Raw genomic sequence first — 19,800 nt, forward strand, 5'->3', positions numbered from 1 at the left:
CGCGGTGTACCGCGTGTCGCTGCTGCCGGGCCGGTACTACGGGCAGCGGATGATCTGTCCGGCGTACGAGAGGCCGCCGCCGAACCCGAACAGCAGCACCGGCGCACCGGCCGGAATCTCGCGCCGCTCGACCAGCTTCGACAACGCGATCGGGATGCTCGCTGCCGAGGTGTTGCCGGACTCGATCACGTCGCGGGCGATCACCGCGTTGACCGCGCCGAGGCGCTTGGCCAGCGGCTCGATGATCCGCAGGTTGGCCTGGTGGAGGACGACGCCGCCGAGCGCCTCGGGGGTGACTCCGCCCTTCTCACAGACCTGCCGGGCGATCACCGGGAGCTGGGTGGTGGTCCAGCGGAAGACGCTCTGGCCTTCTTGGGCGAACTTGCCGTCGCGGCCCTCGATCCGGACCGCGTCGGACATCTCCGGGACCGAGCCCCAGACGACCGGGCCGATCTCCGGCTCGTCGCTGGCGACCAGGACGGCAGCGCCGGCGCCGTCGCCGATCAGCACGCAGGTGGTCCGGTCGGTCCAGTCGGTGAAGTCGCTCAGCTTCTCGACGCCGATCACGATCGCTTTGGAGGCGGCGCCCGCGCGGATCGCGTGGTCGGCCGTGGCGAGCGCGTGGCTGAAGCCGGAGCAGGCGGTGTTCACGTCGAGCGCGGCGGGGCTGCCGAGGCCGAGGCGGGCGGCGACCCGGGCGGCGATGTTGGGGGAGCGGTCGATCGCCGTACAGGTCGCGACGACGACCAGGTCGATCTCGGCGAGGTCGATGCCGGCGTTGGCGACGGCCTTCTCGGCGGCGCGCCAGGCCATCTCGTCGACCTGCTCGTCCGGCGCCGCGATCCGGCGTTCCTTGATCCCGACCCGGCTCTGGATCCACTCGTCGTTGGTCTCCACCATGGTGGACAGCTCGGCGTTGGTGAGCACCCGCTCGGGTTGGTAATGGCCGAGGGCGACAACTCTGGAACCGGTCATCTCGCGTGCTCCTCCGGGAGGGGGACGGCCTGGGGCGGTGGCCGTTTGGGGTGGGGGCACCCTCAGAATACGTTCCTTACTACTGGTGCGTAGATACCCGTCTCACGCTCATGCCCCCGCTGTGAACTGGACCACAGGGTCCAGCCCCGGTGGTCAGGTGAGGCCGGCGGCGGTGAGGGCGGCGCGGATGTCGCCGGCTGCGAACGTGCGCAGGCCGTACTTGGCCTCGATGTCCATCGGCTTGGACTCCTTGGAGCGGTTCGGCACGTCGGCCGGGATGATCGCCTTGGTGAAGCCGAGCCGGGCGGCCTCGGCCAGCCGCTTCTCCAGCCCGCCGACGCGGCGCACCTCGCCGGCCAGGCCGACCTCGCCGATCGCGATCAGGCCGGGGTGGATCGGCTTGTCCATCACCGACGACGCGACCGAGATGGCGACCGCGAGGTCCGCGACGGGCTCGGTGATCTTCACCCCGCCGACGGTCGCGACGTACACCTCCTGGTCGGTCAGCTTCAGCCCCGCGCGGTTGCCCAGCACGGCGAGCACCATCGCCACCCGCGACGACTCGAGCCCTGACGTCGTACGCCGTGGTTGTGGTGCCGCTGACGGCCCGACCAGAGCCTGTACTTCGGCCAGCAACGGCCGGCGTCCTTCCATCATCACGGTCACGCAGGTGCCCGCGACCGGCTCGGCGTGCTCGGACACGAACAGGCCGGTCGGGTCGCTCACCTCGACGATGCCGGTGTCGACCATGTCGAAGCAGCCGACCTCGTCGGACGGGCCGAACCGGTTCTTGGTCGCCCGCACCATCCGGAACCCGGAGTGCCGGTCGCCGTCGAACGCCAGCACCACGTCGACCAGGTGCTCCAGCATCCGTGGTCCGGCGATCGCGCCGTCCTTGGTCACGTGCCCGACCAGGACGACGGCGATGTTCCGCTCCTTCGCCAGCCGGACGAGTGCGCCTGTCACCTCGCGGACCTGGGTGACACCGCCTGGCGCGCCGTCGACCTCGGGGTGCGCCATCGTCTGCACGGAGTCGATCACCAGGAAGGTCGGGTCGACGGCGTCCACTTGGCCGACGACCGCTCCGAGGTCTGTCTCGGCCGCGAGGTACAGCTCGTCCACCAACGCGTCCGTGCGTCCTGCCCGGAGCCGGACCTGGGCTGCGGACTCCTCGCCGGACACGTACAACGTGCGTTGTCCTCGTCGCGCCGACTGCGCTGCCACCTCCAGCAAAAGCGTCGACTTGCCAACCCCCGGCTCGCCCGCGAGCAGAATCACTGCCCCCGGCACAACCCCGCCGCCAAGCACCCGATCCAGCTCACCGATCCCTGTCGGCCGAGACTCCGCCTCAACCGCCGACACCTTCCCGATCGGCATCGCCGGCGACGACACAGGCCCCGCAGTAATCCGAGCAGCCTTGGGCGCCCCGACCTCGGCCACCGTCCCCCACGCCTGACACTCCCCGCACCGCCCGATCCAGCGCGCGGTAGTCCACCCACACTCACTACACGCGAACGGCGATTTCCCCGCCGCCTTCGACCTGGCCGACCCCGCTGCCTTCACCATGCGGCCCAACCTAATTGAACCCACCGACAAACTTGATCTCCCTATCCACAGGTTTGCTCAGGTGAACCAACGGGAGAGTTTTCGGCGGAGCCAGTTGGTGGCGGTTCGGTGGGGTGGGGATTCGGGTGGGGGTGGTTGGTCGCCGGCGTCGCGGGCTGCTTTGAGGTAGTGGGCGAGGAGAGGGTGGCCGGTTGTGCCGCCGCGGAGGTCGGCACTTTGTTCGAGGTAGGCGCGGGCGTTGTCGGGGAGGTTGTTGATGATCTCGGCTGAGCCGAGGTGCTGGAGGCAGCGGGCCCGGCCTTCGGGTTCGTCTACCTCGGCGTAGAGGTTGGCGGCTTCTCGCCACCACTGTTTGGCTTCTTTGGGGCTGCGTTGCATCCAGGCTGCTACGCCGTGGAGTTCCAGGGCGTGGGCTCGTGCGCTGGCGTCACCGGCGGCGGTGGCCCGGGCAGCTGCGGCTCGTAGGCGGTCCAGGGCGCTTTCAGGATCCTGTTGGTAGAGGTGGACGATCGCGAGGTTGATCTGGATGGCGATCTCGCCTGCCAGATCCGGCCCGGGGCGTCGCAGGCGTGCGTCGTCCAACCGGTCCCGTGCGTTCAGTACCGCCTCGTCCCGATCGCTGCCGGCCGGTGCCTGCTCGGCCCGCGCCAAATGCAGCAGCGCCCGCTCCACCTGCCGCCGAGTGGTCAGTGCCGCCGCAGTCCGACCACGGGTCGCCACATTGGAAGACACCCCGAGCCGAGTGCTCGCCGTCTCCAGATCACCCATCAACCGGTACGCCGTTGCCGCCCGCGCCGCAGCGAGCTCCGCCAGGTCGCGCCGAGCACAGGCATCACCCGCCGCCGTCAGCAGTTCACTGAGCTCCAGCAGTCCACGACTGTCCTGCCGCCGCAGGTACCAAGCCTCCAGCGCATCGCAGATCCGGGCGAAGTCATCCACGTTGTCGGTACGAGCCTTCTCCACCTCCAGTAGCTCCCGCAACCGCGGCTCCTCCTGCTGGAACCACTCCGAGGCCGCCAACCCACCTGCATCCGAGCCGAGCGACACCAGCCACTGCTCAGCCTCCTCAGCCGCAACATGCAACGCGCCAGGCTCTCGCGGTGCCCGAGACCGCCAGCGCCGATACCGCCGCAATCCGACCGGAGCGTTGTAGATCGCCCAGATCAGCCCCAGCACGATGGTCAGGCTGATCCCGGCGACCTTGATCCAGCCGCTGCTGTCGATGCTCTGGGAGAGCTTGTCCCCGGCCAGTCCCGACAACAGCCCGGCCGCGAGCGCGCTGATCCCGAGGATGTCGCCCCGCCGACGCGGTTCCTGGTCAGACGGCTTGCCCGAAGGGTCAGGTGACGTCACGGCTTGCTCCCCACGGTCAGCCCGCGCACAACCGTCCGCCAGAAGGTCAGCAGCAACGCCACTGGCACCACCGACGCCACCACCGCAGCAGCGGCCACTGTCCCGCTGGAGGCCGAGAACTGCCGAGCCTCTCCCCACAACACCAGCGACAGCGGCGTAGTGCCAGGCCCGCTGATCAAGAACCCCACGATGAAGTCATTCCACACGAGCGCGAACTCCAGCACCGCCACAGCAACCAGAGCAGGCCGGTACGTCCGCTGCACAGTAGCCAGTACTGCGCTCTGCCGAGCCGGCCCCCGCAACGCCTCAGCCACCAGCACCGGCGGCGCCGAAGCAAACGCCGACCGCAGCAGCAGTACTGCGAACGGCAACCCGGCCGCCGCATGCACCAAGGCCAACGCCACCCGCGACCCGGCTAACCCCGCCGTGCCGATCGCATCCCGCAGCGGAGCCGCATACATCTGCACCGGCGTCACCGCGAGCACCACAAAGGACGACGAGACCAGCCGCCCCAACCAGTGCGGTAACCCACCCCAGGCCACCAGGTACGCAGTAGGCACCGCAATCACCAGCAAAACAAGGGTTGCCACGGAAGAGATCAGCAGTGTCGACAGCAGCGCCCGCAGCAAGCCCGCGTTGACGGCGGCCGTGAAGGAGTCCACCCCGACCCCGTCGAGCGACCACCACCCACGCAGCCCGGCCTCCCGCGGCGAATGCAGCGCAGTCGCCACGAGCACAACGGCAGGCAGGATCCAGATCAGGCTCACCGCGAACCCGACCGTCCACCCGATCCGCCGCACCCGCCGGCTAGGCCTGGAGCGCGCGAGGACAGGCCGGACCACACTCACCGGCATCGCCCACCGCCGTCGCCGCAACCCGCGGACACCGATGACCGCGACAGCAGCCACGATCGCGAACAGCACCACACCCAGAGCCGCAGTACGACCGGCAGGCTCACCCGTGCTGGTAGCGCGCCACCAGTTCAACCCCAGTACGTCGGCATCGCGCTGCATCGGTCCAGGGACGACGATGAGCACCAGGTCGAACACCCGCACCGCCGCAATCACCAGGGTCAGCGTTACCACGCCAGTGATCGGCCTGAGCAAGGGCAACTCCAGTGCCAGCAGCCGTCGCCACCCGGTGACGCCCTCTGCCGCCAAGGTCCGGCTCACGTCATCCGGGATCGCGTCGAGGCCCGCCCGGAACAGCGATACGACGTACCCGAGCCAGGTCCAGCCGAACGCCGACACCAGCACCAGCCAGAACAGCCCAGGCCCGAGCCATACCGGGCTGGAGCCGAACAGCTTGGTCCAGACGGCCGTCACCGTGCCACGCTCGGGCGTCGGGTCGTAGATGAGCCGGAAGGTCACCCCTGACACCAGCACCGACACAGCGAACGGAATCACCAACGCCGGCTGGAGAAACGTCGACAACCCCGGCAGCCGGTAGCTGACGAGCGCCAGCAGGAAGCCGACCACGACCAGTCCGAGCGCCACCGCGATCCAGGCCAGACTGTTGCCGACGGCATGCAATGCGGCCGGGTCGCCCATCACCGCGAAGTTCCCGAGCCCGAAGGTACCGTCCGGACGCCTGAACGCAGCCACCACGGTCACCGCAATGGGGATGAGCAGCAACGAGCTCAACAGCAATGCCGGAAGCCCAAGCAAATAAGGGCCTAGTGGTCGCCGTGGCTTACCCGGCACCGGCCGGCCGCTGATCTCGCGCCCGACGATCTCGAGCGTCAGGCCGTTGCTCTGCAGCCCCATCAGCTCTCCACCTTCTTCAGTTCGGCCAGCGCGTCGTCAACGGCCTCCGGTACGACGTCGCTACCGCGGCCGCCGATCCGGACGAGGAAGTCGGTCAGCACTCGCCACAGCCCATTGATGTCGCCCAGGCGTCCGAGCCGGTCGGACAGGTCGAACTGCAGCGACGCACCGGGCGCCACCAGTTGCTGCGCGAGCCGGGTGAGTTCAGGGGAGTACCCACTGGTCACCCCGTCCGCCAGGAAGCCACCCTCTGCGATCCACGGATCGACAGCGGCGGGCGCGGCCAACCGGCGTACGAGGTCTCGGGCGTCGTCGCTGGTCGGCTTGGGCAGCACCATGACGTCGCCACCGACCACTACTGGTGGCGCCGCGCCGGGACTGATCGGCGGGAAGGTGAAGATGCCGATGTCGTCGGGGTCTGCGGCGAAGGAGCGCACCACTGGTTCGGCGAAGTCGGATGCGAGCACCATGGCTGCCCTGCGATGCCCGAAGACCTCCACGATCGCATCGGGGAACTGCTGTACCAGCGACCGCTCCACGCCGCCCGCCAGCGCTCCAGGTGCCGACCACATGGTCCCCAGGAGCCGCAGAGCCGCAGCAAAGCCAGGCTGCTCGGATGGCCGTGGGTGAGCGGCAGTGGCCAGTGCGCGGTAGGTGGATGGCGAGGAGCCCAGCAGTACGTTCTCCAGGAAGTCGGTGAGCACCCAGCCATCTCCAGCGGCCAGCGCCAATGGCCTGATGCCTTCATCCGACAAGACCCTGTTCATCGCGAGCCACTCACTCCACTGGGTGGGCGGCTCGAGTCCTGCCTTCTTCAGCACGGATGGCCGGTACCAGACCGCGGACTTGTGAGCCGTCTTGAACGGCAGCCCGTACGTCGTTCCGTCGACGACCAGTAGCTCATCCCAGAGCCGCGCTCGGCCCCGCTCGGCCAGGTCGTCCGGCATCGATTCCAGATCCTTCTGGTGAGATGGGACGAGCCCCGGCTGCGGCAGCATCACCAAGTCGGGTCGGCGAGCAGAGCGAGGTCCGAAGGCAGTGGAGATGTCGTCGCCGAGTGGGACGACCTCAACCGGGTAGTCCAGCCGCCCGAGCCCGTCGAGCACCGAGTGGAAGGCGCGCAGTTCCTGACCGCTCCAGCTCACTGCGATGCGTACGGGGCGACGGAGACCGAGCACGTCCGCAGTACCGGAGCAGCCGGTGGCCAGGAGTACGGCGGAGGCACCCAGGAAGGCGCGGCGGCTAGTCGGCATGCTGGAACCCCGTAGTACGGGCTGGGTCGGTAGTGATGAGTAGGAGAGTCGGGAACCACAGCTCCGGGTTCTCGAACCACAGCAGTGATCCCCACGTGGGTAGGCCGGGTGCATCCTCGAGGACGATCGCGGTGGGGTGCGCACGCAGTGCACGGGCGACTCCGGCCAGGCGGCGACGGCCGGGGGTGATCTCGTGGGGGTAGCGGTCCAGTACGTCTCCCAGACCGCAACGGGCTGCGGTCTCGCGGCTCTCTTCCTCGGCTGCCCGGCGGGTGACTCGGTGGGTGACGGTGTGGCCATGGACGATGTTGCCGAGCACGTCGAGGTGGGGCAGCAAGCCGCCTTCGGCCGGTACGAGCCGGATGTCGCCGGTGCAATCGATGGTCGCGTCTGGCGGCGGTTGCTCCAGCCCGGTGATCAGATCGGCTAACAGGCGTGCAGTAGTCGCATCCTTAACCACCAGGGCTCGCTGCTCGCCTCGGACTAGCTGAAGCTCCCGTGGCAGACCGGGCAACCCCTTGAGCAGCAGTCCGTCCATCCGGCCTGGCGCCTCCTACGTCGGGCTGCTCACCGTAGTAGAGGGCCAGGGCCACCGCAGCTTCAACGCGTGCCGCAATGTCAGTAGGCCTTACTCCAGAGGTTGATCGCGTAGTCGACCTCGAGGCCTATGTGGGAGGCGATGTAGTGCTCGGCGTCGGCCGGCTTGAACTCGATCCGGATCACCGCCTCCAGGTCTTCGCGGCGCTCGAATCGCCAGCCCATGTCCAGCGAAGTCCGCTGCCAGCCACGGCTGAGCCAGAAGCGCTCTACCTCAGGAGGCTTGATCATCGGGTAGCTCTGGCTGAACCAGCGCCCGAAGGTCGACCGCGAGCCGTCGTTGTCGATCACGAACGCGGTCCCGCCCCGGCGCATCACCCGGTCCAGCTCGGCCAGCCCCGGCTCGCTGCCCGGCCCGAAGAAGTACGCCCAGCGCGCATGCATCACGTCGATCGACGCGTCCTCGACCGGTACCTTCTGCGCCGTCCCCTGCCGGATCTCGACCGTCGGCAGATCCTTGGTACGCCGCCGCGCGATCGCCGCCAGCTCCCCGTGCGGCTCGACCCCGATCACCCGGCCGGCCGTGGCCGCGAACATCGGCAGGTGGAACCCGGTCCCGCACCCGAGGTCCAGCACGGTCGCCCCGGCCCAGTCGCGGATCGCCCGCATCGCCGGCTCGATCACCCCGTCCGGATCGACGGCGCGGTTCTCCACTTCGTACACGGCGGGATGGTGCCAAATGTTGGGACTCGGGATCCCACCGTCCGCTATGTTCGCCACGCCGCAACCCTAATCAACCGCCCCCGGAGGCTCTCGTGCACCGTCGCGACCACCATGGATCAGCCGATGACCGGGCGATGCAGGATCTGGTCCAGCGGATCTACGGCGCCGGATCGCGCTTCCACATCGGCGATATCGGGTGGGAGCTGGCCTCGGTCCCGCCGGAGCGGCAGGCCGGCTGGCGGATCGCGTTGTGGAGTGATGGCGACCAGGATGTCGCGTGGGGCTGGATCGAGGGCAACGGGCTGCTGCTCGTCGTCGATCCGGCACGGCCCGAGGTGGCCGGCGACGTACTCGACTGGTTCCGCGAAGAAACCGGCCCCGCGGTGCAACGACTGACCAGTGTGCTGGAGAGCGAGACGCACCTGATCGACGCCATCGAGAAGGCCGGCTTCGTCCTCGAGCACGGTCGCCCGTACTACACCCACCACAACATCACCCTCGACGACCTCGGTACGCCGGTCGTCCCGGACGGCTTCACCTTGCGCCATGTCCGTGCCGACGAGATCGAGAAGCGGGCGGCCGTTCATCGCGCCGCCTGGTCCGACGTCGCTCCGTCGAAGATGACGGCCGAGGCAATGGCAGCGGTGATGAGCACCTGGCCGTACCGCCCCGAGCTCGACTGGGTCGTCGAGAACTCCGACGGTGTCTTCGTGGCCAGCGCGCTGATCTGGCTCGACGAGCAGCACCGGGCGGGCCTGGTCGAGCCGGTCGGCTGCGCACCGCAGTACCGGCGGCTCGGATTGGGGCAGGCGGTCAATCTGGGCGCGCTGCACGCGTTGAAGGAGCTGGGCGGCGTCGAGGCACGCGTCTGTCCCCGCGGCGACGACGGCTACCCGATCCCGGCCAAGCTCTACCAGAGCATCGGCTTCCGGCCGGGGCTGCGGACCGTCGACTACGTCGGCCAGAAATTGGACTTGTGAGTCCATTTTCGGCTTTCCACACTGATGGGACAAAGACCGTCGGACGTGGAAGGAACGGATCGTGGATCTGCAGTTGGCCGGGAAGAAGGCGCTCGTCACCGGCTCGAGCGCGGGGCTGGGCGAGTCGGTCGCGAGGCTGCTCGCGGCCGAAGGGGCGAGCGTCGTCGTGCACGGACGCGACCGGGACAAGGCCGAGCAGGTACTGAAGGCGATCGAGGCCGACGGCGGCCAGGGGACCGTCGTCGTCGGTGACCTCGGGACCGACGAGGGTGCGGCGCAGGTCGCCACGGCGGCCGGCGAGGTCGACATCCTCGTCAACAACGCCGGGTACTTCGAGCCCGCCCGCGGCTGGGGTGACCTGGCGGCGAGCGATTGGGCGGACATCTACAACGTGAACGTCCTGTCCAGCGTGCGGCTGATCCAGCACCTGGTGCCGGGGATGCGCGAGCGCGGCTGGGGTCGCGTGATCCAGATCGGCAGCGCGGTGGGCATCATGCCGCAGGCCGGTCAACCCCACTACGCGGCCAGCAACGCCGCGCGTCACGCGCTCGCGTCGTCGCTGGCTCGTGAGCTCAAGGAGACCGGCGTGACCTCGAACGCGGTCGCGCCCGGCGGCATCCTGACCGAGGTGAGCGAGCGGAACCTGACCGCACTCGGCCAGGCGCAGGGCTGGGGCACGACCTGGACGGAGATCGAGCCGAATCTGCTCCGCGCGCTCGCCCCGAACGACGTCGGCCGGATCAGCCGACCGCACGAGATCGCCAGCGCGGTCCTCTACCTGGCCAGCCCGCTCGCAGGCTCCATCACCGGCACCACCATGCAGGTCGACGGCGGCTGGTACGACGTACCGGCGGCCTGACCGCTGGGCCGGCGCGTGCTCAGGCGTGCGCGTCGGCCTGCCGTAGTCGCGCGAGCCACTGGTCGATCGCTGCTTCCAGGTAGGTGGTCTGCCCGGTCGACAGCATGATGGCGACCCCTCCCTGGATGCCGGCGAGCAGCGCGGCCGAGGCCTGGTCGATGTCGATCGGACCGAGGTGGCCGTTGGCCTGCAGCGCCTCGAGTCCGGTCGCGAGGTACCGCTGCCAATCCGTGAGCAGTTGCCGCACGATCGCCTGGGCGCCGGGACTGTTCCGGCCGACCTGGAGGAACAGGGTGCCCATCGGGCAGTTGTCGCCGAGCGAGCGGTAGCGCTCCACGACCACCTCGCGCCACTCCTGCCAGGCCTCCCAGCTGCCCAGGTTGCTCAGCTGCGGCTGCTGCTCGTCGATCACCCGATCAGCCTCGTACTGCGCGACCGCGAGCAGCAGTTGGTCCTTCCCGTCGGGGAAGTAGTGGAAGAGCTGGCTCTTGCTGCTCCGGGTATGAGCGAGCACGTCGTCGAGCGTGGTGGTGACGACGGACTGCCGGCGCAGCAACTCGGCCGCGCCGGCCACGATCCGGTCCCGGGTCGCCGCGCCCTTGGGTGTCAGCCGCTTCGGTGCCGCCATCGACCCTCCGTAGATGTTGCCGCAGGCAATTGTCCCTCAGGCGTCGAGGCGGAAGTAGTACGAGTCCGGCTCGGCCTCGGCCGGCTGCTCGTCCGGGCCGAGCAGCCGGAATCCGTTCTTCTCCAGGACACGGCGGGAGCCGACGTTGCTCTGCACGAGGTCGGCATTGAGCGGGCGCTCGATGACCTCTCTGAGGAACAACTGCAGCGCGTCGGTCGCAATTCTGCGGCCCCAGAACCGTTGGGCGATCCGGTACCCGACGTGCCGGCCGCCCTCGTCGGCCCAGCTGACCACGTCACCGGCCACCTCGCCGTCGACGACGACCACGCGGGTGATGTTGTCGGGGTTCGCCTGGACCCGCTCGCGGTGGGCGTAGAAGTCCGCTTCCTCTTTGCTCGGTACGCCGGCCATCGCCGCGCTGGCCGGGTCGTACTGGTTCTCGAACAATGCGGGCAGGTCGTCCGGCGTGATCGGCCGCAGGGTCACCTCAGTCATGCGAGCACGCTAACTCGCGGTACGGACAGTTCTTGTGGTGAGCGTGAGGAGGGCGACCGGGACGAGCAGGAGGCCGCACAGAACTGCGAGCCAGTGGAAGCCGAATTGGGCCAGGATCGGGCCCGCGCCGGTGCCGGCGAGCGAGGCGAAGATGCCCATCGTCAGGTCGGACAGGCCTTGCGCTGAGGTGCGGATGTCGTCCGGGACCGAGCGGGAGAGCAGCGTCGAGCCGGCGACCAGGCACGCGGACCAGCCGAGGCCGAGTAGGAACAGAGCGATCGCGGTCAGCCCGTGGGCGTCGTCCGGCGCCAAGGCCGCGACTGTCATCGCGCCGGCCAGGATGACCAGGCCGGTGGCAATCGTCGGGATGCGGCCGATCCGGTCGGCGAGGTAGCCCATCAGGGGGGAGAGGGCGTACATCCCTGCGACGTGGCCGCTGATCACGAAGCCCACGATGGTGAGCGAGGCGCCGTGGTGGCGCAGGTGGACCGACGTCATCGACATCACGCCGACCATCACCGCGTGCGCGGAGGCGATCGCGAGCAGGCCGAGCCGGGCGTGCGGGATGGCCATCACGCGGCGGAAGGTGGCGGCGAGTGGCTGGCGTTCCAGAGTGGTCCGGACGGTGACCTGTTGGAGGCGGCGCAGGCCGAACCAGACGGTGGCCAGGGCGAGACCGAAGGCGACGACGGAGAAGACGTACGGTCCGGCCAGGGCGAGCACACCGAGCGACGTACCGACCGACCCACCGACGCCGGTGAGGTTGGGGCCGACGATGACGCCGATGGTGGTGGCCCAGACGACGACCGACAGGGAGCTGGCGATGTGTTTGGGGTCGGCGGCGTCGGTCGCGGCGTACCGGGACTGCAGGTTCGCTGCGGAGCCGCCGCCGAACAGGCAACCGGCGAAGAGCAGCAGGGCCAGTGAGCCGATCTGTGCGGCGACGATGCTGAGTAGTGCGCCGGCGGTGGCGATCAGGTAGCCGGCAGTCAGCGAGCTGCGCCGCCCCTGCGACCGGGCCAGCTTGGCCAGCGGTACGGCGAGCGCTGCCGCCCCGAGCGTCGTCGTGGTGGACACGAATCCGGCCATCGAGGTCGACCCCGAGATGTTCTCCGCCAGCAGCCCGGACACCGCGAACCCACTGGCCACAGCCACTCCACCAAGCACATTGCTGGCTACCAGAACCCGCAACGTCCCCCGCTGCAGAGAAGCCGCAGTAGCCGGTACTACGTCCTGCACCGGCTGGGCAGGGTCGGTGGAGTCTTGGTCGGCGGACACTCGCCCACCTTCTCACCCGAAAGGTGCGGGTAGGGTCGCCGCAGCGGCTTTATGTCGCCAGTCTTCGTTTGTCAGCCTGTCGTCCTCACTTGGAGTCCGGATGTCCGAACAGATCGCGATCGTCCCCGCCCCCCGGGAGCTCGTCACCGCCGACGGCCAATGGGTCAGCGCCGACCCGGCCGGCGACGCCGTCCGTACCGTCGTGGAGAACCTGGGCGATACGGAGTACCGGATCGACGTGACGCCGGACGGCGCCCGGCTGTCGGCCGGCTCCGAGGAGTCCCTGCGCTACGCGGAGCAGACCTACCGGCAGCTGCTCGACGCGGCGACGGAGGTCGAGGGCGGGCTCGCCGTACCGGCCGTGCACATCGCCGACGCGCCCCGGTTCGGCTGGCGCGGGATGATGCTCGACGTCTCCCGGCACTTCATGCCGAAGGAGTTCGTGCTGCAGGTGCTCGACGTGATCGCGCTGCACCGGATGAACGTGCTGCACCTGCACCTGACCGACGACCAGGGCTGGCGGGTCCAGATCGACGCGTATCCGAAGCTCACCGAGGTTGGCGCGTGGCGGCCGGAGACCATGGTCGGAAAGATGTCGCACGGCCAGACGGAGTTCGAGTACGACGGGACGCGGCACGGCGGTTTCTACACCAAGGACGACCTGCGGGAGATCGTCGCGTACGCCGATGAGCGAGGCATCACCGTCGTACCGGAGATCGACCTGCCGGGGCACATGCAGGCGGCCATCGCGGCGTACCCGGAGCTCGGCAACAACCCGGACCAGCAGCTCGGCGTACGGCAGGTCTGGGGCATCAGCGAGGACGTGCTGAACGTCAACGACCAGACCGTCGAGTTCGTCAAGACGGTCCTGCGGGAGGTGCTCGACATCTTCCCCGGCCCGTACATCCACCTGGGCGGTGACGAGTGCCCCGACGGCCAGTGGCGGGTGTCGGAGGCGGCCCAGGCGCGGCAGGCCGAGCTGGGGCTGAGCGACGCCGGGCAGCTGCAGGGCTGGTTCACCGAGCAGGTCTCGTCCGTACTGACCGAGGACGGCCGGCGCCTGGTCGGCTGGGACGAGATGGTCGAGACGGACTGCCCGAAGAGCGCGGTGATCATGGCGTGGCGTGGGCCGGACCGTGGTGAGGTCGCGGCGAAGGCGGGGCACGACGTGGTGATGGCGCCGAACCAGTCGGTGTACTTCGACTACTACCAGGGCGACCCGTCGACCGAACCGCTGGCGATCGGGCACTTCACGCCGCTGGAGAAGGTGTACGACTTCGAGGTGATCCCGCCCGGCCTGACCGCTGAGGAGGAGGCCCGGATCGTCGGGACCCAGTGCCAGGTGTGGACGGAGTACATGGAGGGCCCCGAGCGGGTCGGCTACATGCTGCTGCCGCGGCTGTCGGCCTTCGCCGAGCGCGCGTGGGGGTCGCCCAAGACGTCGTACGACGAGTTCCTGGGCCGGCTGCGGCCGCACCTGGCGCGCGTCGAGGCGCTCGGGCTGACGTACCGGCCGCTCGACTGAACCTGGTCCCTGACCTTGCAGATGCTGCGGGGGTAACTAAAGTCGCCTCAGGCTGGTTAGCACGGGTAACAGCCTGAGGCGACTTTTGGTCGGGGCGGAGGACGGATGACCGCAGTGGGGCCGCTGGATGCGATGTTCCTGCTCGGCGAGACGCGCGAGCAGGCCATGCACGTCGGCGGGCTGATGCTCTTCGAGTTACCGGAGGGCGCCCGGGACCAGGTCTTTCCGGACGGTACGCGCGACTACGTGTCGCGGCTGTACGAGGACATCACCCAGGATCAGACCGTCAATCCGCTCTTCACCCGGCGGGTGCGGCACCGGGCGCTGGACCTCGGGTACTGGTCGTGGGACCAGGATCGGGACATCGATCTCGAGTACCACGTGAGGCTGTCGGGGCTGGCCCGGCCCGGGCGGTACCGGGAGCTCTTCGAGCTGACCAGCCGCCTGCACGGCACGCTGCTCGACCGCCACCGGCCACTCTGGGAGATCCACCTGATCGAGGGCGTCCAGGGCCGGCGCTTCGCCGTCTACAGCAAGATCCACCACTCCCTGATCGACGGCGTCACCGCCCTGAAGTGGATGCAGAACACGCTCACCCCAGACCCGACTCGGACGGGTATGCCGGCTACCTACGCCCTCCGCGCAGCTCCCGGCGCGGACTCCGGCGGCGCGGACTTCGGCGAGCCACCCCGTCGCGGCGGCTCCGGGGTAGCAGCGGGTGCTGGTCTGGCGGGCGGGTTGCCGACAGCGGCTGAGATGTTTGCGGCTGTTGGGCGGTTGCCGGGCGAGGCGGTCGGGGCTGTTGGGGGAGTTGGGCGGCTGCTGGCGGATGTTGCCGGGTTGTCGCCGGTGGGGTTGCGGAGTGCGTTGCGGGCGTTGCAGCACGAGCATTCGTCGGTGGCGTTCCAGGCGCCGCAGACTGTCTTCAACCAGCCGATCAGTGCGGCTCGGCGGTTCGCCGCGCAGTCGTGGCCGATGGAGCGGTTGGAGAAGGTCCGCGCGATGACCGGAGCGACGCTCAACGACGTGATGCTTGCGATGTGTTCAGGTGCCTTGCGCAACTACTTGCTGGACCTCAAAGCCCTTCCGGACAAGGGTTTGACGGCCATGGTCCCAGTGTCACTCCGATCCGCGGACGGCTCCGGTACCGGCGGTGGCAACTCGCTGGCCACCCTCATCGCCGACCTCGCAACCGATGAGATCGACCCCGAGGCACGCATCCGCCGGATCATGGACTCGACCACGTACGGCAAGAGCGTCCTCTCCCAACTCAGCCCCACGCAAAACCTCATGCTCGGCGCCCTAGGCCTAGGCTCGGCCGGCCCCGCCGCCGTCATCCCGGGATTGGCCGGCCGCACCCCACCGCCGTACAACCTGGTCATCTCCAACATCCCCGGCCCGTCCGAGAGCCCCCTCTACTGGAACCGCTCCCGCCTCCTGGGCACCTACCCGGCCTCCATCGTCCTCAACGGCCAGGCCCTCAACATCAGCGTCACCAGCTACGACCACCAACTCCACTTCGGCCTCATAGGCTGCCGCCGCACCGTCCCCCACCTCCAACGCCTACTGGCTCACCTGGAGACGTCCCTAGCCGAACTAGAGCTCCTCTAGCTTCCAAGCCACCGTCAGACCGGTCGCCGCGGTGAAGGTGGCGACGGTCGGCGCGAGGTCGGGCGTCGCCTAGACGAGGTGATCCATCACAGCAGTCGCGGCACGATCTCGGTCTCGGCGTGGCCACCGGAGCCATCGGGGTCGACCTTCCAGGCGCGTGCGTCCGGTAGTACGGAAACGGCTTCGCGCAAAGTGCCGTCCACGTAGTGCAGGCCCACACCGTCCTCGGTTGCATAGCCGGGTGGAAGCTCGCCAGAGGCCACCAGTCGCCGGTACGTCGTACGCCGGGGCTGGTCGGCTAGGTCGTCGTGGACGCCGTTGCTCCAGGGGAGCCAGCCCAGGCAGTTGCTGTAGGCATCCAAGGAGCCGCTGAAGGAGTCGGTGGGGCCGCCGATGTGCCAGCAGAGGCTGCCGGCGGACTGGCCGGCCATCACGACGCCGTTCTGCCAGCACTCGTGCAGGATCTCGGGGAGGTTGTGGGCCCGCCAGACCGCCATCAGGTTGACGACGCTGCCGCCGCCGACCCAGACGACGTCCTGGGACAGCAGGTGCTTGCGGACGTCGGGGACGTTCGGCCGGGTGAAGAGGGTCAGCGTGCCGGCCTCGACGGAGGGGTCGTTGCCGAAGGCACCCTTGAACCAGTCGAGGACATAGGGATTGTCGCCCTCGGCGGTCGGGATGAAGCAGAACCGGGCCGGGCGGCCGGTGATGCCGGCGAGCGATACGGCGTACGAGATCAGATCGCGGGTGCGGGCGCGATCTCCGGTCAGGATGCCGGAGATCGCGAAGATCTGCGTCGAGGTCACCGGAGGCCGGTCAGAGGCGGACGATGCCGTCCGGCGTCTGGAAGACGGCCGCGACCAGGCCCGGCTGGCCGTTCGGGCCGACCCAGGCGACGTCGAGGTCGTCGAGCAGGTGGTCGGCCGGGTGGCCGATCCAGTCCGTGACCCGGGTCGGGTCGCCGGCGATCTCGAGGCCGGTCAGCTTGACGCCCTTGCCGCCGACGGACGGGTGCTGGGTCAGGTCGTCCCAGTGGATGAAGAACGGCAGCTGCGGGTCGGCGATCAGGCCCTTGACGCCGATCTGGCGCCAGGTGATGTTCGCCCCGTCCGGCCGGTGCCGGTTGCCGGGGACCGCTTCACGCCCGAGGCGCTGCTCCATCCGGGCCATGTCGCGGACGGCGACCACCCAGCCGAGCCAGCCGCCGCCGAGCTCCTTGCGGGCCCGGACGGCCTGCCCGAACGGCGCTTTGTCCGAGGACGGGTGGTCGAGCACGTCGACGACCTCGATGTAGCGGTCGTTCTCCAGCGGCAGGATGTGGTTCACCGTGCCGAAGCGCGGGTGCACGCCACCGTCGACGAACTCCGCGCCGAGCACGGCGGAGAGCCGTTCGACCGTTGCCTTGTACCCGTCGGGTCCGGCCGCGTAAGACAAGTGATCAAGGCGCATGCCGATCATTCTGTCCGCCAACCACCGGCACCGCAGATCCGGGGTGTCGAAGAAAGGTAACCCTTACTTGTTTGTCAGAGGTAGCGAAGCAGGGTGCGGGAGCAACGGACGGGTGGCTTCCAGGTGCTGCCGGCAGTACTCCGCGAGTACGTCGTACGCCTTCAGCCCCATCAGCGTCTGCAGCTCGACCTTGCTCGACTCGAAGACCGCCTCGACCGCGATATGCGCCTCGGTGTTGCCGGTGCAGTACCAGTCCAGGTCGTGCCCACCCGGCCCCCACCCGCGCCGGTCGTACTCGCCGATCCCGACCTCCGTGTACGACGTACCGTCCGGCCGCTCGACCTCGCGGAAGGTCCGCCGGATCGGCAGCTGCCAGCAGACGTCCGGCTTGGTCTCGACGAAGTGCACGCCCTGCTTGAGCGCCAGTCCGTGCAGCGCGCAGCCGCCGCCGGCGGGGAAGTCCGGCCGGTTCAGGAAGATGCAGGCACCCTCCCAGACGCGGGTCTTGCGGTCGCCCTCGTCGTCGGTCTCGACCCAGCCGTTCTTCTTGCCTTCCTTGCGGAACTGCCAGTCCTCGTTGCCCAGCTGCTTGACGTAGCCCTTGACCCGCTTCTCGTCGTCTTCGTCGGAGAAGTGCGCGCCGAGCGTGCAGCAGCCGTCGTTCGGCCGGCCCTTGTAGATGCCCTTGCAACCACCGCCGAAGATGCAGGTCCAGTTGGAGGTCAGCCAGGTCAGGTCACACCGGAACACCTGGTCGGCGTCGTCTGGGTCGACGAACTCGACATAGGCGCGGGGGAAGTCAAGAGATACCTCGGGCACCCGGAAAGAGTACGCCGCCCATCGCGATACCCGGTCATCGAAACCAGTACTGCGTAAGCGGCGGCTGAATCAAATCTCGGGGAAGACGGCCACACGCCCACCAGGTGAACGCCCGGAGTCAAGTAGCGTGGAGGGTATGCGCCTCGGTGTACTCGACGTCGGATCCAACACCGTCCACCTGCTCGTGGTGGACGCGCATCGTGGTGCCGCGCCGCTCCCGGCGTACTCGCACAAGACCGAGCTGAGGCTCGCCGAGCACCTCGAGAAGGACGGCCGGATCGCCCAGTCCGGGGCCGACGAGCTGGTCTCGTTCATCTCCGAGGCGGCCGAGCTGGCCGCCGACAAGGGCTGCGAGTCGGTGATGGCGTTCGCCACCTCCGCGCTGCGCGAGGCGCCGAACGGGGAGAAGGTGCTCGACCGGGTCCGCGAGCAGACCGAGGTCGACCTCCAGGTGCTGACCGGCCAGGACGAGGCGCGGCTGACCTTCCTCGCCGTTCGCCGGTGGTTCGGCTGGTCGTCCGGCCGGCTCGCCGTCTTCGACATCGGCGGTGGGTCGCTGGAGATCGCGGCCGGGTCCGACGAGGAGCCGACGGTCGCGGTGTCCGTGCCGCTGGGAGCCGGCCGGCTGACCCGCGAGTCGCTGACGCAGGACCCGCCGGACAAGGACGAAGTACGGGCCCTGCGCCGCCGGATCCGGGTCGAGATGGCGGCGGTCGCCGGCGACGTACTCCGGGCAGGCAAGCCCCAGCGTGCCGTCGCCACCAGCAAGACCTTCCGCTCCCTGGCGAGGATCACCGGCGCGGCCCCGTCCGACGACGGCCCGTACGTCCCGCGCTCGCTCAGCCGCGACAGCCTGACCGAATGGCTGCCGAAGCTGATCGCGATGTCCGAGACCGACCGGGCCGCGCTGCCGGGTGTCTCGGCCGGCCGGGCCAGCCAGCTGGTCGCCGGCGCGCTCGTCGCCGACGCCGTGATGGACCTTTTCGACCTGACCTCGCTCGAGATCTGCCCGTGGGCTTTGCGCGAAGGCGTGATCCTGTCCCGCCTCGACCAGTTGCAGCCCCGATGAACTACCACGAAGGCAAGTACTGATGACCCGCGACACCGTCAAGATCGGCCTCTCCAACGCTTCGGTGTACCCGGAGTCGACCGCCAGCTGCTTCGAGCTGGCGGCCCGGCTCGGATACGACGGCGTCGAGGTGATGGTCGGCATCGATCCGCTGAGCACCCAGATCGACGCGATCCAGCGGCTCGTCGACTACCACCAGCTGCCGGTGCTGGCGATCCACGCGCCCTGCCTGCTGATCACCCAGCGGGTCTGGGGCACGGACCCGTGGGGCAAGCTCGAGCGCAGCGCCGAGGCGGCTACCGAGCTGGGCGCCGACGTGGTCGTCGTACACCCGCCCTTCCGGTGGCAGCGGGACTACGCCCGCGGGTTCGTCGAGGGGATCGCGCGGCTGGAGGCGGAGACCGGGATCATCTTCGCGGTCGAGAACATGTACCCCTGGCGTGCCCCCGGCAAGGGGTTGCAGGCGTACGCGCCGAGCTGGGACCCGACCGAGCAGACCTACGCGCACACCACGCTCGACCTGTCGCACGCGTCGACGGCGGAGCAGGACTGCGTCGAGCTGGCCGCGACGATGGGCAGCACGCTGAGGCACGTCCACCTGACCGACGGCACGGGCTCGGCGAAGGACGAACACCTGGTACCGGGCCGCGGCACCCAACGTGCGGCCGACCTGCTGCAAGTGCTGGCGAACCAGGACTTCGACGGTCACATCATCATCGAGATCAACACCCGCCGCGCCCCCAGCCGCTCCGAACGCGAGGTCGACCTGATCGAGTCCCTCGACTTCACCCGCAAACACTTCACCCGCACCACCGACACCCCCTCCGCCCGCCGCTCAGCCTTCGCCGTCTCCAGCTCCGGTGAGGTGTCGGAGCTCGACTCGTGAGCAGCACGCCACGGCCGGAGCTCGACTC

The 19,800-nt window shown here is 69.1% G+C and carries 19 protein-coding genes; 6 read left to right on the plus strand and 13 right to left on the minus strand.

From position 1 onward, the window contains the following. Positions 1-36: 36 nt before the first annotated feature. The 7 genes from ABD116_RS26090 to ABD116_RS26120 form a co-directional block, all read right to left on the minus strand. Positions 37-975, minus strand: a complete 939-nt coding sequence (locus ABD116_RS26090; RefSeq protein ID WP_343975528.1) for a beta-ketoacyl-ACP synthase III — start codon at positions 973-975, stop codon at positions 37-39. Between the two features lie 153 nt (positions 976-1,128). Beyond that, a complete protein-coding gene (radA, locus tag ABD116_RS26095; RefSeq protein ID WP_343975531.1) occupies positions 1,129-2,541 on the minus strand; it encodes a DNA repair protein RadA in 1,413 nt (470 codons plus the stop codon). Positions 2,542-2,598: 57 nt separating this feature from the next. After that, entirely contained in the window at positions 2,599-3,894 is a 1,296-nt protein-coding gene (locus ABD116_RS26100) for a hypothetical protein (RefSeq protein WP_343975534.1), read from the minus strand. After that, positions 3,891-5,660, minus strand: a complete 1,770-nt coding sequence (locus ABD116_RS26105) for a sugar ABC transporter permease (protein ID WP_343975537.1) — start codon at positions 5,658-5,660, stop codon at positions 3,891-3,893. The genes ABD116_RS26100 and ABD116_RS26105 overlap by 4 nt, the downstream gene beginning before the upstream one ends. Then, positions 5,660-6,913, minus strand: a complete 1,254-nt coding sequence (locus ABD116_RS26110; RefSeq protein ID WP_343975540.1) for an ABC transporter substrate-binding protein — start codon at positions 6,911-6,913, stop codon at positions 5,660-5,662. The genes ABD116_RS26105 and ABD116_RS26110 overlap by 1 nt, the downstream gene beginning before the upstream one ends. Continuing rightward, positions 6,903-7,451 carry a P-loop NTPase family protein gene (locus ABD116_RS26115; RefSeq protein ID WP_343975543.1) on the minus strand — a complete coding sequence of 183 codons (549 nt, stop codon included), beginning with the start codon at positions 7,449-7,451 and terminating at the stop codon, positions 6,903-6,905. The genes ABD116_RS26110 and ABD116_RS26115 overlap by 11 nt, the downstream gene beginning before the upstream one ends. Before the next feature lie 80 nt (positions 7,452-7,531). Next, positions 7,532-8,173 carry a class I SAM-dependent methyltransferase gene (locus tag ABD116_RS26120; protein ID WP_343975546.1) on the minus strand — a complete coding sequence of 214 codons (642 nt, stop codon included), beginning with the start codon at positions 8,171-8,173 and terminating at the stop codon, positions 7,532-7,534. Positions 8,174-8,307: 134 nt separating this feature from the next. Between ABD116_RS26120 and ABD116_RS26125 the strand changes: the two genes are divergently transcribed. Then, a complete protein-coding gene (locus tag ABD116_RS26125; protein WP_343975549.1) occupies positions 8,308-9,153 on the plus strand; it encodes a GNAT family N-acetyltransferase in 846 nt (281 codons plus the stop codon). 61 nt (positions 9,154-9,214) lie between these two features. After that, positions 9,215-10,012: an SDR family NAD(P)-dependent oxidoreductase gene (locus tag ABD116_RS26130; protein WP_343975551.1), complete on the plus strand. Its 798-nt coding sequence runs from the start codon at positions 9,215-9,217 to the stop codon at positions 10,010-10,012. Positions 10,013-10,031: 19 nt separating this feature from the next. Here the strand turns inward: ABD116_RS26130 and ABD116_RS26135 are convergent, their stop codons facing one another. Genes ABD116_RS26135 through ABD116_RS26145 form a run of 3 tightly spaced genes read right to left on the minus strand, consistent with a single transcriptional unit; the run spans position 10,032 to position 12,413 of the window. Continuing rightward, the gene (locus tag ABD116_RS26135) at positions 10,032-10,640 is read right to left on the minus strand and encodes a TetR/AcrR family transcriptional regulator (protein ID WP_343975554.1); all 609 of its coding nucleotides are present in this window, start codon (positions 10,638-10,640) and stop codon (positions 10,032-10,034) included. 36 nt (positions 10,641-10,676) lie between these two features. After that, on the minus strand, positions 10,677-11,135 hold the full coding sequence (locus tag ABD116_RS26140; protein WP_343975557.1) for a GNAT family N-acetyltransferase: 459 nt from the start codon (positions 11,133-11,135) through the stop codon (positions 10,677-10,679). Between the two features lie 9 nt (positions 11,136-11,144). Further along, positions 11,145-12,413: an MFS transporter gene (locus tag ABD116_RS26145; RefSeq protein WP_343975560.1), complete on the minus strand. Its 1,269-nt coding sequence runs from the start codon at positions 12,411-12,413 to the stop codon at positions 11,145-11,147. A gap of 100 nt (positions 12,414-12,513) precedes the next feature. Between ABD116_RS26145 and ABD116_RS26150 the strand changes: the two genes are divergently transcribed. Beyond that, on the plus strand, positions 12,514-13,938 hold the full coding sequence (locus ABD116_RS26150) for a beta-N-acetylhexosaminidase (RefSeq protein WP_343975563.1): 1,425 nt from the start codon (positions 12,514-12,516) through the stop codon (positions 13,936-13,938). 105 nt (positions 13,939-14,043) lie between these two features. Then, complete coding sequence (locus ABD116_RS26155) at positions 14,044-15,549, plus strand: WS/DGAT/MGAT family O-acyltransferase (protein ID WP_343975566.1); 1,506 nt, start codon at positions 14,044-14,046, stop codon at positions 15,547-15,549. 86 nt (positions 15,550-15,635) lie between these two features. On the opposite strand, the gene ABD116_RS26160 is transcribed toward ABD116_RS26155, so the two are convergent. From ABD116_RS26160 to ABD116_RS26170, 3 genes are all read right to left on the minus strand, one after another. Beyond that, entirely contained in the window at positions 15,636-16,355 is a 720-nt protein-coding gene (locus tag ABD116_RS26160) for a Type 1 glutamine amidotransferase-like domain-containing protein (RefSeq protein ID WP_343975569.1), read from the minus strand. 10 nt (positions 16,356-16,365) lie between these two features. Beyond that, on the minus strand, positions 16,366-16,998 hold the full coding sequence (locus tag ABD116_RS26165) for a VOC family protein (RefSeq protein ID WP_343975572.1): 633 nt from the start codon (positions 16,996-16,998) through the stop codon (positions 16,366-16,368). 63 nt (positions 16,999-17,061) lie between these two features. Continuing rightward, complete coding sequence (locus ABD116_RS26170) at positions 17,062-17,817, minus strand: DUF3109 family protein (RefSeq protein ID WP_343975575.1); 756 nt, start codon at positions 17,815-17,817, stop codon at positions 17,062-17,064. Positions 17,818-17,953: 136 nt separating this feature from the next. On the opposite strand from ABD116_RS26170, the gene ABD116_RS26175 reads away from it, so the two are divergent. Both ABD116_RS26175 and ABD116_RS26180 read left to right on the plus strand, forming a co-directional pair. Beyond that, entirely contained in the window at positions 17,954-18,886 is a 933-nt protein-coding gene (locus ABD116_RS26175) for a Ppx/GppA family phosphatase (protein WP_343975578.1), read from the plus strand. Between the two features lie 22 nt (positions 18,887-18,908). Then, positions 18,909-19,772: a sugar phosphate isomerase/epimerase family protein gene (locus ABD116_RS26180; RefSeq protein WP_343975580.1), complete on the plus strand. Its 864-nt coding sequence runs from the start codon at positions 18,909-18,911 to the stop codon at positions 19,770-19,772. The last annotated feature ends 28 nt before the right edge of the window (positions 19,773-19,800 follow it).

Source organism: Kribbella koreensis, from assembly GCF_039525325.1.
Lineage (GTDB): Bacteria > Actinomycetota > Actinomycetes > Propionibacteriales > Kribbellaceae > Kribbella > Kribbella koreensis.